The sequence below is a fragment of the Desulfocapsa sulfexigens DSM 10523 genome (assembly GCF_000341395.1).
In the GTDB taxonomy this organism is placed as follows: domain Bacteria; phylum Desulfobacterota; class Desulfobulbia; order Desulfobulbales; family Desulfocapsaceae; genus Desulfocapsa; species Desulfocapsa sulfexigens.
The window spans coordinates 595250-608319 of record NC_020304.1; the positions used below are offsets into that span (position 1 = coordinate 595250).

General features: G+C 47.1%; 12 protein-coding genes. 9 read left to right on the forward strand and 3 right to left on the reverse strand.

Annotated features, from left to right (window positions below; translation table 11 throughout):
- Positions 1–27: 27 nt before the first annotated feature.
- From UWK_RS02545 to UWK_RS02565, 5 genes are all read left to right on the forward strand, one after another.
- Positions 28–1197, forward strand: a complete 1170-nt coding sequence (locus UWK_RS02545; RefSeq protein WP_015402784.1) for a type IV pilus twitching motility protein PilT — start codon at positions 28–30, stop codon at positions 1195–1197.
- Between the two features lie 11 nt (positions 1198–1208).
- A complete protein-coding gene (locus tag UWK_RS02550) occupies positions 1209–1898 on the forward strand; it encodes a hypothetical protein (protein ID WP_015402785.1) in 690 nt (229 codons plus the stop codon).
- 173 nt (positions 1899–2071) lie between these two features.
- A complete protein-coding gene (locus UWK_RS02555) occupies positions 2072–2521 on the forward strand; it encodes a CBS domain-containing protein (protein ID WP_015402786.1) in 450 nt (149 codons plus the stop codon).
- A 273-nt stretch (positions 2522–2794) separates the two neighbouring features.
- Positions 2795–4534 (forward strand): 30S ribosomal protein S1, encoded by a 1740-nt coding sequence (locus UWK_RS02560; protein ID WP_015402787.1) that lies wholly within the window; start codon positions 2795–2797, stop codon positions 4532–4534.
- A gap of 109 nt (positions 4535–4643) precedes the next feature.
- Positions 4644–4922, forward strand: coding sequence for an HU family DNA-binding protein (locus UWK_RS02565; RefSeq protein ID WP_015402788.1), 279 nt, complete (start codon positions 4644–4646; stop codon positions 4920–4922).
- A 48-nt stretch (positions 4923–4970) separates the two neighbouring features.
- Here UWK_RS02565 and UWK_RS02570 read toward each other — a convergent pair whose 3' ends face one another.
- Entirely contained in the window at positions 4971–5582 is a 612-nt protein-coding gene (locus UWK_RS02570) for an L-threonylcarbamoyladenylate synthase (protein ID WP_015402789.1), read from the reverse strand.
- 306 nt (positions 5583–5888) lie between these two features.
- Here UWK_RS02570 and guaB point away from each other — a divergent pair, with 306 nt between their 5' ends.
- The 4 genes from guaB to UWK_RS02590 all read left to right on the forward strand — a co-directional run bounded on the left by guaB (position 5889) and on the right by UWK_RS02590 (position 11568).
- On the forward strand, positions 5889–7352 hold the full coding sequence (gene guaB / locus UWK_RS02575; protein WP_015402790.1) for an IMP dehydrogenase: 1464 nt from the start codon (positions 5889–5891) through the stop codon (positions 7350–7352).
- Between the two features lie 15 nt (positions 7353–7367).
- Positions 7368–8918: a glutamine-hydrolyzing GMP synthase gene (gene guaA, locus UWK_RS02580; protein ID WP_015402791.1), complete on the forward strand. Its 1551-nt coding sequence runs from the start codon at positions 7368–7370 to the stop codon at positions 8916–8918.
- A 46-nt stretch (positions 8919–8964) separates the two neighbouring features.
- Positions 8965–11064 carry a phosphate acetyltransferase gene (pta, locus tag UWK_RS02585; RefSeq protein WP_015402792.1) on the forward strand — a complete coding sequence of 700 codons (2100 nt, stop codon included), beginning with the start codon at positions 8965–8967 and terminating at the stop codon, positions 11062–11064.
- 75 nt (positions 11065–11139) lie between these two features.
- Positions 11140–11568, forward strand: a complete 429-nt coding sequence (locus UWK_RS02590; RefSeq protein WP_015402793.1) for a bacteriohemerythrin — start codon at positions 11140–11142, stop codon at positions 11566–11568.
- Between the two features lie 91 nt (positions 11569–11659).
- Here the strand turns inward: UWK_RS02590 and UWK_RS02595 are convergent, their stop codons facing one another.
- Together UWK_RS02595 and UWK_RS02600 are read right to left on the reverse strand one after the other, a co-directional pair.
- On the reverse strand, positions 11660–12385 hold the full coding sequence (locus UWK_RS02595; RefSeq protein WP_015402794.1) for an aspartate/glutamate racemase family protein: 726 nt from the start codon (positions 12383–12385) through the stop codon (positions 11660–11662).
- 100 nt (positions 12386–12485) lie between these two features.
- Positions 12486–12893 carry a hypothetical protein gene (locus tag UWK_RS02600; RefSeq protein WP_015402795.1) on the reverse strand — a complete coding sequence of 136 codons (408 nt, stop codon included), beginning with the start codon at positions 12891–12893 and terminating at the stop codon, positions 12486–12488.
- Positions 12894–13070 lie beyond the last annotated feature (177 nt).

The following is a 13070-nucleotide window of genomic DNA, read 5'->3' on the forward strand; positions in this document are numbered from 1 at the left end:
TGTGTAAAAAAAATTCGGAGAGGATGAATGAAACAGACAGAAATAGACTACTGGATCACATCAATGCTTGAATCCTACGATAATGTTTCCGATTTAAACATTACCGTTGGTAAAACGCTGCAGGTAGAATCTGCAGGTGTTCTTATGCCCGTTGCAGTTTCCCCGCCAATCAAAAAGCTTACGCCCTTTCAGACCGAAGTCTTCGCCCTGAACCTCATTGGTAACAATAAACGTTTGCTGAGAGATCTGGTGGAAAATGGTTCCTGTGATCTCTCATATACCTTGGGAGACAAGGTTCGATTCAGGGTTAATATTTTTACTCAGAAAGGCTACTTCAGTACCGTTCTCCGAAAACTTGAAACCACCATCCCCACCATCAAGGGGATGAATTTCCCTAAATCCTTTAATAAAATGGCCGGAGAATTGAACGGGCTGGTCCTTTTCACTGGTGCCACCGGTAGTGGAAAGACAACTTCACTGGCCGCCCTTCTTCATAAAATCAATATGGACAGGTCGGTTCATGTGGTAACCCTGGAAGATCCTATTGAGTACATCCACCCCCACGTCAAGGCGACCTTCAACCAGCGCGAACTTGGCAATGATTTCAGCACATTTCCTTCGGGGATGCGGGCAGCACTTCGCCAGGCGCCAAAGGTTATTCTGGTCGGTGAGATGCGGGATCGGGAAACTCTGGAAATTGGTCTCACCGCGGCAGAGACAGGCCATCTTGTCCTGTCCACCCTCCATACCATAGATGCAGGCCAAACCATCAACAGAATCCTAGGTATGTTTGAACAGGAGGAACAACCACAAATCAGGAATCGTCTGGCGGACACCATCCGCTGGGTCGTCGGCCAGCGCCTTCTACCAAAAGTAGGAGGCGGTCGGATAGCTGCCATGGAAGTCCTCTGTACCAGCCTGCGAGTAAAGGATCTGATCTTGAATGGTGAGGATGAGGAAAAAACCTTTTACAAGGTTATTCAACAGGGATCAGCCATGGATATGCGAACCTTTGACCAGCACATCCTTGAACTCTACGAGTCCGAATTGATCACTGAAAAAACCGCCATGCGCTACTGCTCATACAGAAATGAAGTCTCTCGCGGACTCGACACCATCAAGGCTTCACGCGGTGAGGCTACGTCATCATTGTCTGGGCTGGCCATGGAAGAAGAGGCGGAACCCACCCGCTGGTAAAGAGGAATGCGATGATCACTATATGCAAAAACTGCAACAAAAAGCTAACGCTCAGCAATAAAATTAAAAAAGGGATTGCCCAACTTGCCCCTGGCCGACTCCTGCGTCTTCCGTGCCCACAATGCGGCAAAGCCATTGTGCTGGACGCCACTAGTATTGCTTCTGAAAATAATCCGTCACGGACTCTGCCTAAAAAACTAATCAGGCCACCATCTCCTCCTGACATCAGCTGGCTCAAGGAAGGAGTATTTGAAGAGGAAGAGGTTGTTGAAGACATCCCTCAAACCTTGATTCTCATTCAACCCGGCCCGGATCGGGACAAAGTGACGGAAGCCGTAGAATCCATAGGCTACCAGGCAAGCTTTGCCGAATCGGACGAAGAGGCCATTGGGAAGATGCAGTTTGTAAACTATGCAAGCGTTATCCTCCACACAGACTTCAGAGACGGAACACTGGAAGAATCCCCCTTCCACCAGTTCATGTGCGATATGTCCATGCTAAAGCGCCGTTTTATCTTTTACATTCTCATAGGGTCTGAGTTTTCAACCCTCTATGATCTCGAAGCCCTGTCAAACTCAGCTAACCTTGTAGTCAACACCGAGGAAATTCCAGAGCTCCTGACGATTCTCCGCAAGGCCATTCCGCGCTATGAGGAACTTTTCGGTTCCTTGATGGCAGAATTAAACGCCTACAGTGGCTAGCCTACAGCAGGAGATGCGGATTTGCAGGTGATCACCCATGGGGCGATTGCAAGGCAAACAAGTCGGCTGTTAATCGAATTCTTTTTGAGATCAAGAAAAGAAATGATATGATTTTTCTAAGGACATCAACCTGACTTTTTATAATTCTTGCAACTACCCCAACAGGAGACGCCATGCTTACAGCCTCTGAGATTATGACCAAAGATGTTATTTCCGTTCACCCGGAAACACCGGTCGCCCAACTTGCAACACTTCTCACCACCCACAATATCAGCGGTGTCCCGGTACTTGATGATGACAACAATGTTATTGCGGTGGTTACCGAAAGTGACCTCATCGATCAGTCGAAAAAGCTCCACATTCCTACCGTTGTTACAATCCTTGACTCTGTTTTCTATCTGGAAAACCCCGACAAGATGGAAGCTGAAATGAAAAAAATTGCTGCAACCAGAGTTGCTGAAATTTGCAGCGGCACCCCCAAGACCATATCTCCTGACACCCGCCTTGATGAAATAGCAACCATAATGGCTGAAGATAACATCCATACACTTCCTGTTCTGGATGAGGGGAAACTTGTCGGTATTATAGGAAAGAAAGATATTATCAAGACACTTATCAGCTGAAAAGTGGTACAGGAACGAAGCAGTCCCGAAAGCGCAATACCGTCCTAACTCCGCATGGTTTCATCTATAAACATGCTTTAATTTTTTTTCACCTGCCCCCAAGAAGTTCTTGTCTTTCCATTCTTCTTTTGCTATAAAGTAGTGTTTTACCGAACAGCAAGGTTACAGTTTCACACTGTGACCTTTCTTTTTTTCAGAGTCGATGGAAGCATCGGCAAACTAATAACCTTAACACCTGGCCGTATATACTAGGCCGCAATAAGAGTAGAAACCATGACAGAGGAACTTAACCAAACAACCCAGGACAACGACGAAGAGATGAGCTTTGCGGAACTCTTCGAAATGGAAGAAAACAATACAGTGGTTAACGTCGGCGACGTTACCATCGGTACCATTATTGGCACCGTGGACGACTACGTCCTTGTAGATGTCGGAGACAAGGCAGAGAGCTATATTGCCAAATCCGAATTCCAACTTGACGATGACATTCAATTTAATGTCGGCGACACCTTTGAAGTATTCGTAGAACGCCGCAAGGACGAAGGCGGTCTCCTGCTGTCACGGGAAAAAGCCATAGCTATCAAAGTATGGGAAGATATAGCAAAAATTCAGGAAGAAGACGGTACCATCGAAGGAAAAGTTGAAAATCGCGTCAAGGGCGGCATGTCCGTCAACATCGGTGTCCCCGCGTTCCTCCCCTATTCTCAGATAGACCTTCGACCTGTTAAAGATCTCGATGCTCTGATTGGAGAATCTTTTGATTTCAAAATTCTCAAATTTAACCGTAAACGCAACAACGTGGTTATTTCTCGTCGTGCTATCCTCGAAGAGGCTCGCTCCAAACTGCGTGAGAAAATGCGCTCGGTTCTTGAAGAAGGACAGATCATCAAGGGAGCAATCACTAATATCACCGATTACGGTCTCTTTATCGACATGGGTGGCATGGACGGTCTCTGTCATATCACCGACCTTTCCTGGGGCCGCGTTTCCCATCCCGCAAAACTGTATAAGGTTGGCCAGGAACTCGAAGTCAAGGTTCTCAAGTACGACAAAGACCACGACAGGGTATCCCTTGGTGTTAAACAGCTTAAAGCTGATCCATGGGCAACCGTTGCCGAGCGTTTCCCAATATCTGAGAAAACCGTGGGTAAGGTTGTTTCCATCACCGATTATGGTGTTTTTGTAGAGCTTGAAGAGGGCGTTGAAGGCCTGATTCATGTTTCAGAGATGACATGGTCCAAGAAGCCACGTCACCCATCCAAAATGGTAGCTGTTGGTGACGAGCTTGAGATCATGGTCCTCAACATCGAGCCTGAAACCAAACGTATCTCACTCGGAATGAAACAACTCCTTCCAAACCCCTGGGATCTGGTTACCGACAACTACCCAGTTGGTTCTGTTATCGAAGGAAAAGTCAAAAACATTACTGACTTTGGTATCTTTATTGGAATCGAGGAAGGCATTGACGGACTTATTCATGTATCCGACCTTTCCTGGACTGAGCGTATCAAACACCCCTCCGAGAAATACTCCAAGGGCGAGACCATTCAGGCCGTTGTCCTGAAGATCGACAAAGAGCACGAGCGCTTCTCATTGGGCATTAAACAGCTTGAGCCCGATCCATGGCAGGCTGCTTACAACAACTTTCCTTCAGGAACCATCATTGAAGGAAAGATCACCAACGTCACCGACTTTGGTGTCTTTGTTCAGCTCGAAGAGGGAATCGAAGGACTTGTTCACGTCTCTGAAATCTCCAAAGATAAGGTCAAGACTCCAGTTGGAATGTACGAAGTGGGCGACACTCTGAAAGCAATCGTCATCAATGTTTCTGCCAAAGACAGGAAGATCGGCCTTTCCATCAAAACTCTTGAAGAGGATGGAGAAGAAGGTGCTGCTGAGAACTACGCCAAGAAGAAAGAAGAGGCAGAAGCTGCTGCTCCTTCCACCTTCGGCGACCTGCTCAAAGCTGCTGCTGCTGACGATAACGCTGAGGAAAGTTCCGAAGAAAAGTAACCCAACTTTCCGTTGCAGGCCAAACAGGTTGTTTTACCGGGAGAGAATTCTTTCCGGTAAAACAACTTTTTTTATTTTTATCGCTCTTACAGACAACTAAGTCATAATCATGCTAAAAAAAGAACTTGTCAATGAAGTAAGCAATGAACTGTCTCTCCATAAAAGTGATGTAACCACAGCACTCGATATTATGCTGAACACCATGGAAGATGCCTTGAAAGAAGATCGTCGCATTGAGCTTAGGGGATTTGGCAGCTTTGCCGTGAGAAAACGTAAAGCACGTAGTACCAAAAACCCTAAAACCGGAACAATTATGAATATTCCGGAACGCAAAACCATTCATTTTACCATGAGCAAATCCTTAAAAGAAGCGCTCATCAAAGAGTAAGGGATCTGGGGGATCAGAAGTATCCGGGACAACAATCCACTGGGAGTATTACAGAAAAGGGGTGACATCCCCCTTACCCTCCCTGAGAACCACTGGATCGTCTCCCGTAAGGTCTATAAGAGAAGAAGGATCAGAAAAGACTTCACCACCATCAATAACCAGGTCCAGCAGTTTTCCATACAAACATTCGATATCATATGGATCCGAGGCAACAGTATCATCCTCATCAGCGGGAAGCGAAGTGTTGATAATCGGATTCCCCAGGGTTTCAAGAAGCATCTGACAAATTGGATTCTCCGGCACTCTGATACCAACGGTTTTCTGCTTTGTGGACATGGCCTTTGGAACCAGTTTTGTTCCTGGAAGGACAAATGTATATGGACCCGGAAGATTTCGTTTCAGAAGCCGATAGGCGATGTTGGAAACATGGGCATAGTTGCTGATATTTGTAAGATCTGAACACATAAAGGAAAAAGGCTTCCCCTTTGGTCTGCGTTTTATCTGCTCAATTCTTTTTACTGCCTTCTGACAGGAGAAATCGCAGCCAATTCCATAACCCGTATCCGTGGGATAACAGATAATATCTCCACGCTTCAGGCCATCGACGACCTGTTGTATTAATCTTTGCTGGGGGTTATGTGGGTTTATTGCAAGCAGCATGAATATTTTCCTCTATTCTGGTTTGACTTACCTCTAGTAGAGCACATATAGCTATGGAAGGCAAAACCTAATAGTATTTGATCTTTTCCGGTTCAATGCTAAAATAGTCCCAGCATCTGTGATAACGGTAAACTGGTGCTCCGGGCAGTCACCCTATTAAAGGATGGGAATTTTATACAAAAAGAAAACTATCTCAAGATATGAATCCCGTACCTGCTCCACAAACCGTATCGGATAGAATACGATTTATTTTTATCCTCTATTTCGTCCTATTTTTTTAATTTGAATTTTGACTTAGGAGCTCTCATGTTATCTGATAATATAGAAACCGCACTCACCTTTGACGACCTGCTTCTCTGTCCTCAAGCCTCACAGGTTCTTCCCAACGAAGTCTCTCTTGCCACCAGCCTTACTCAGTCCATCAAGCTGAACGCTCCACTGATCAGTGCTGCAATGGACTCGGTCACCGAGCACCGTACGGCCATTGCCATGGCCCGTGAAGGCGGTCTGGGTATCATTCATAAAAACATGACAATTGATGAACAGGCCATAGAAGTCGAACGGGTCAAGAAATCAGAATCTGGAATGATAGTTGATCCGATCACCGTAAAGGAAACCCATTCCGTGGGTGAAGTGGAACAAATCATGGCCAAGTACAAGATCTCCGGCCTTCCAGTGCTCCGGGACGGGAAGCTGGTGGGAATCGTCACCAACCGTGATCTGCGCTTCGTTTCAGACAATGGACTACGCGTGGGCGATGTAATGACTTCCAAAAATCTGGTTACTGCAAAAGTTGGCATTGATCTTGAGCATTCAAAAGCCCTGCTCCATGAACACCGTATCGAGAAACTTCTCGTTGTCGATGATAACGGTAAGCTCAGCGGTTTGATCACCATTAAAGATTTGGAAAAAATAAAAAAATATCCACTCGCCGCCAAGGATGGTATGGGCAGGCTTCTTGTTGGAGCAGCACTTGGGGTTGGCAGTGACATCGAGGCCAATGCTCAGAGACTGATCGATGTTGGTGTTGATGTGGTGGTCGTAGACTCAGCACATGGTCATTCCCAGGGTGTACTGGATGCGGTGGCGAAGATTCGGGGTACCTTTCCCAATCTGCAGATCATTGCCGGAAACGTTGCCACCGCGGAGGGTACGGTAGCACTAATCAAAGCCGGGGCCAATTGTGTAAAAGTTGGCGTAGGCCCGGGTTCCATCTGTACTACACGCATTGTGGCAGGTGTTGGTGTTCCGCAGATGACAGCCATTCAAAAGGCCGTTGCCGCCGCCGCCAAATATGATATCCCTATAATTTCAGACGGTGGCATTAAACATTCAGGAGAACTGGCAAAGGCCATCGGTGCAGGGGCACATACCATTATGATCGGCTCTTTGTTCGCAGGAACCGATGAGACCCCTGGCGAAACCTTCCTCTACCAGGGACGAACCTATAAAGGATATCGTGGTATGGGATCACTTGGGGCCATGCGTAAAGGTTCTTCGGATCGTTATTTTCAGTCTGAAGTTTCCAGCCAGTCTAAACTTGTCCCCGAGGGCATTGAAGGAAAAGTTCCCTATCGTGGGCCGCTTGCCAATGTTATATACCAGCTCCTTGGTGGATTGCGGTCCGGCATGGGCTATGTCGGAGCCGCAACGATTGAAGAACTGCGGCAAAAGGCAAAATTTGTTCAGATTTCCGCCTCCGGACTGCGGGAATCCCATGTCCATGATGTTATTATCACCAAAGAAGCTCCCAACTACCGTACAGCATAAAGAAGACGAACTCCTATGAACATACATGATGAAAAAATCCTGATCCTTGATTTCGGTTCCCAGACCACCCAGCTCATCGCCAGACGAATTCGTGAGCAGAAAGTCTACTGCGAAATCCATCCCTTTTCCACGCCTCTTGAAACCATTAAGGAGATGAATCCCACGGGTATCATTCTCTCAGGTGGTCCACGCTCCGTCTACGATGCTGATGCCCCTCTCTCTGATCCTGGTCTTTTTGAACTTGACCTTCCCATCCTGGGAATCTGTTACGGGGCCCAGCTGATGATGCAGCAACTAGGCGGTAAAGTTGAAAATGCTGACAAACGCGAATTTGGCAAAGCCAACCTGACGGTCCAGTTCACCGAAGGACTGTTTGCAGGACTTGAGACAGGAGTTCCACAACATCAGGTCTGGATGAGTCATGGTGATCGTATTGAAGTGGTAGCAGAAGGCTTCGAAACCACGGCCGTCAGCGATCATTCTCCCTGTGCAGCCCTCAGACACCGTTCAAAACCCTTTGTTGCAGTGCAATTTCACCCCGAAGTAGTTCATACCCTTATCGGAACGGATGTTTTGCGCAACTTTATTTTCGGGATCTGTAACTGCAGTCCCAACTGGACCATGGCCTCATTTATTGAGTCCACTGTAAAAGGAGTCCAGGAAAAAGTTGGCGACAACAAGGTTATCTGTGCCCTCTCCGGTGGTGTTGATTCTTCAGTAACAGCCGCCCTGGTTCATAAAGCCATTGGTGACCAGCTCACCTGTATCTATGTTGACAATGGTCTCATGCGTACTGGGGAGAGCGAATCCATTCTTCGCTTCTTCAGGGAAAAAAGCCAGCTCAACGTCATTGCGGTGGACGCCGTAGACTTCTTTCTCAATGAGCTTGCAGATGTGCTTGACCCTGAAATCAAGCGCAAACGAATAGGTCTTGGCTTCATTAAGATATTTGAAGAAGAGGCTGCAAAACTCGGTGAGGTGGATTTTCTGGCCCAGGGTACCCTTTACCCGGATGTCATCGAGTCCGTTTCATTTATGGGTGAGGCTCCCATAAAATCCCATCACAATGTTGGTGGATTACCAGAAATCATGAAGCTTGATCTTATCGAACCACTTCGTGAACTGTTCAAGGATGAGGTTAGAGAACTAGGCCTTGAACTTGGACTTCCTGAAGAAGCCATCTACCGCCAGCCCTTTCCCGGCCCAGGATTAGGAATCAGGATCATGGGTGAAGTCAACAGAGAACGCCTGAACATTGTTCGTCAGGCCGATGTCATAGTGCTTGAGGAAATGAAAAAGAGCGGCTGGTACCGCAAGGTATGGCAATCCTTCGCTGTTCTCCTTCCGATTCAGACCGTCGGCGTCATGGGTGACGGCCGTACCTATGAAAATGTCATCGCTCTGCGTTCCGTTGATTCCAGGGATGCCATGACTGCAGACTGGTCCAAAATCCCCTATGATCTGCTTGGAGTTATCTCGACCCGGATCATTAATGAAGTACGTGGTGTAAATCGTGTTGTTTTTGACATTTCGTCCAAACCTCCCTCCACCATTGAATGGGAGTAATAGAGTTGGCTGAAGACTGAATCCCCTTCTGCCTTCTATCTGAGAAATGCATTCAAACACCCTCTACATAGCATCCCTTGAACCCGAGGCAGGAAAACTTGTCGTTACCATGGGGATCATGGAATTTCTCAGCCGCTCCGTAGGAAATGTCGCTTTTTTTCGGCCGGTTATTGATACCGAGAGAGATATCGACCCCGACATAAACCTGATCCGTGGCCGTTACTGCCCCAATATGAGCTATGAAGAAAGCTACGGTTTTCAGGCTTCAGAAGTAAAAAGCTTTGTGGCAGAGGGGCGGATAAAGTTTTTTCTGGAGGAACTGCTCAACAAGCTTACCCGCCTCAAAGAACAGTACGACTTTGTCCTCTGCCAGGGCCTGAATGCTACATCCTTCCTCTCCGCTTTTGATCTCGACATCAACATGGAGATAGCCAAAAATCTCGGATGCCCTTTTATTGGTGTTATCAATGGCATGAACCAAACTTCCCGCGACATCGCCAAAGAAATACAGATTACAGAAGCTGCCATCACTGAATCCGGTTGCACCCATTTTGCAACCTTTGTGAATCGTATGGCCAAAGATACTCTGGGAGTACTTGAAGTAGAACTCGATGACCCCGACGAAGCATCGGGTGCTCCGGTCTTTCTTCTGCCTGAAAATGAAGAACTGGACAAACCCTCACTCGCTGGTATTTGCGACGCTCTTGGCTGTGCCAACATCCTCGATCGTAGTGATGGTATGGATCGTATCGTCAAGCAGTTCAAAATCGCTGCCATGACCATGGAGCACTTCCTTTCCCATGTGGAAGACGGTGATCTGATCATTGTCCCCGGTGACCGTGATGATATTGTTCTTGCCTCAATCTCCACCCTCTTTTCAGCGAATTATCCTAATGTAGCTGGCATTCTCCTTACCGGTGGATTTCTTCCAGGAGCAAACACCATGCGTCTGATCACTGGCCGGGAGAGAATTGTTCCATTGCTCAGTGTCACCACCGACACCTACAGCACGACCAGGAATGTTGCGGCGGTACCTGCCCTCATTAATCCAGGCGATGAACGTAAAATCGCCCTCGCCCTTGGCCTCTTTGAGACCCATGTTAACAGCGAGCGACTGCGAAAGATGACAGAACTCAGCACCACCCCGGAGACAGTCACCCCTATCATGTTTGAATATGGGCTTTTCGAACGGGCACGTTCTGCCAAGAAGCATATTGTCCTTCCGGAAGCCAGTGATGAACGGATCTTACGGGCAACAGAAATATTACTCCGCCGCAATGTGGTGGATATCACCCTGCTGGGAAAACCTGAAGAAATAACAGCTCATGCTGCGTCACTGGGACTCGACATCAAAAAGGCCAGGCTCATCGACCCTTCAACTTCGGAGCTGACCGAAGAATTTATCCAAACCTTTTACAAGCTGCGGAAACACAAAAATATGACCCCGGATGGCGCCCGTGATGCCATGAGCAACCTCTCCTACTTTGGAACCATGATGGTCTACGAGGGAATGGCAGATGGAATGGTCTCAGGTGCCATACACACCACCGCTGACACCATTCGTCCTGCCCTGCAGATTATCAAGACCATCCCTGGAATATCCGTGGTTTCCTCAGTCTTTCTCATGTGCCTTGACACCAGAGTACTTGTCTATGGTGACTGTGCCGTAAATCCCGATCCCAATGCCGCACAACTTGCAGAGATAGCAATATCTTCCGCTGACACTGCGACAACCTTTGGTATTGAGCCACGGCTTGCCATGCTCTCCTATTCAACTGGAGCCTCCGGCAAAGGTGTCGATGTTGAAAAAGTACGCACTGCCACAACAATGGCCAGGGAAAAAAGACCAGATCTTCTCATTGAAGGCCCTATTCAGTATGATGCCGCCATTGATCTGGCTGTAGCTAAGACGAAAATGCCAGACAGCCTGGTTGCAGGCCGTGCAACGGTTTTCATTTTCCCAGACCTCAACACCGGCAACAACACCTACAAGGCCGTACAACGATCTTCGGGTGCCGTAGCAATCGGGCCTGTCCTCCAGGGGTTAAAGAAACCGGTCAATGACCTCAGTCGAGGCTGTCTCGTCGCCGACATCGTGAACACCGTGGCCATTACTGCCATTCAGGCGCAATCCATCCAGACCTGAATTTTTCATCAAGGAAAAATAAATATCCTCGCTTATGAAGACTGAAGAGTATCTTTTCATCTCCAGGGAAGCATCATGACACTAATTAAATGGAGAGACTCCTATTCTGTCGGAGTCGAGAAATTTGATAAGCAGCACAAAGTGCTTATTGAACTACTCAACGATATCTTCATCATCGTACGGGAAAATCAAAGCGTGGACCACCTTGGCCTTGTTCTGTATAAACTTGTTCAATACACCCAGGAACATTTCAGAGACGAAGAAGAAGCGATGGCGGCGGCGAACTTCCCCAAACTGGATGAACATAAGGCAAAACACGGCAAACTACTGAACGAAGTAACAACTTACCAAAAACGCCTGGAAGCTAATGACGAAAAGCTGATACCGGAATTTTATCAGTTTGTCAGGGAATGGCTGCTCGAACATATACTTGAGGATGACATGAAATATAAACTGTTCCTTGGAACAGGCAGCACCACTCCTTCAGGAAACACCTCGGGATAATTCCTCTCCTCCCCTTTTTGTTCAGAGCCCATACTTCCGAGTCGATATCCCCCACCTGCTTTCTCGCTCGATCTCACATCTGCGGTCATTCTCAACTCGTAAGTAATCCGGGCCCAGCTTGAAAATCATTGATACAGTACTTGATAATACTTTCACAATGGATTGCACTGGTATTGAGAAAGGGGATTCTCCCCATATCTTCAGTGAGAAGCAGCGGCAACTCAGTACAGCCAAGAATTACAGAATCTATTTGTTGCTGCTCCTTCATTCTTTTGATGATGGCCAGGAGCTCATCACGGGTTGAGTCTTTGATGATTCCCAGTTCAATTTCAGAAAACAGTCTGTGATGGATAAGCTGCTGTTCTTCAACTGTTGGCACAACCACCTTAATTCCTTCCAAAATAAAAGGCTTTTTGTAAAAATCTGCCTCCATGGTGAGACTGGTACCCAGCAGGCCAATTTTCTTGAGCCCCATCGTTTGCGCTCTACTGCATGTTGCTTCAACAATACTCAACAGTGGAAGCGGTGCTTTGGCGCTGACCTCCTCAAAAACGATATGCGGAGTATTGGAAGCCATGGCCACAAAGTCCGCCCCTCCATTGTGGAGAAAACGTATCTTTTCAAGCAACCATTTAATCAGGGCGGGCCAATCCTTATTGGTGACCATCTGCATAAATGCATTGAGATTGGCACTGTAGACAATGATTTCCGGGTATGCCAGCTTGCGGTGTTGGTGGTTGAAAGCACCGATTATTGTTCTGTAGTAATCAAGCGTTGATTCCGGACCAAGTCCACCTAAAATTCCTATTTTTCTCATTGTCTTCAACTGTTAATCCCTCCCAAAAAATGTAAAAGTAGAGTATTTGTAAAAACAATCCCCATCTCGAAAACCACACGTGTACTGTTTTCGTTCATGATTACAAGCGCAGGGCCGGCCTTCTCCCCTCTGCCACCGTTGTTCCGTCAGGAAACTTTTTTATGCCGATGTTCATATAGCCCGCGTGCAGAAGCCAATCGCGTTCGTTTCCACTGCCTGCCACCGCTATATAGAGTGAGGCTCCCGGTTTTAAAAGCATTCGACAAAAACAGAGATCTTCCATAATAGTATCTGCACTACTCTCTTTCTTGCTGTGAGGAGTGTAGAAGATGAAATCAAAATGTGGTTTGCTTCTGAAATTACGTAACCCCCGAGGCAGTTGGGTAATCGCAGAAGAATCACAAATTTCCTGTGCCAGGTTTTTGGTAACCTCATACTTTCCATGGACGCTGAGGATAGTAGCTGCTTGCTTCGCCCTTTGATTGTTTCTGAACCGTAGCTTTTTCATTGTGTACCTGTTTTGTGCTGTGTTGTTGCAGAAGTACAGAGTTTTCGCTCAGTGAAGTCTTGAGAGGAAAATAGTGAGCGCAAGAGCCGTCAGGTAGCAGAAAAGGATTTTTGCAGTGGCATGGAAACACCTCTTTTTTTGCTGAGAAAAAGGCATGTGGATATCCATCTGTTTCGC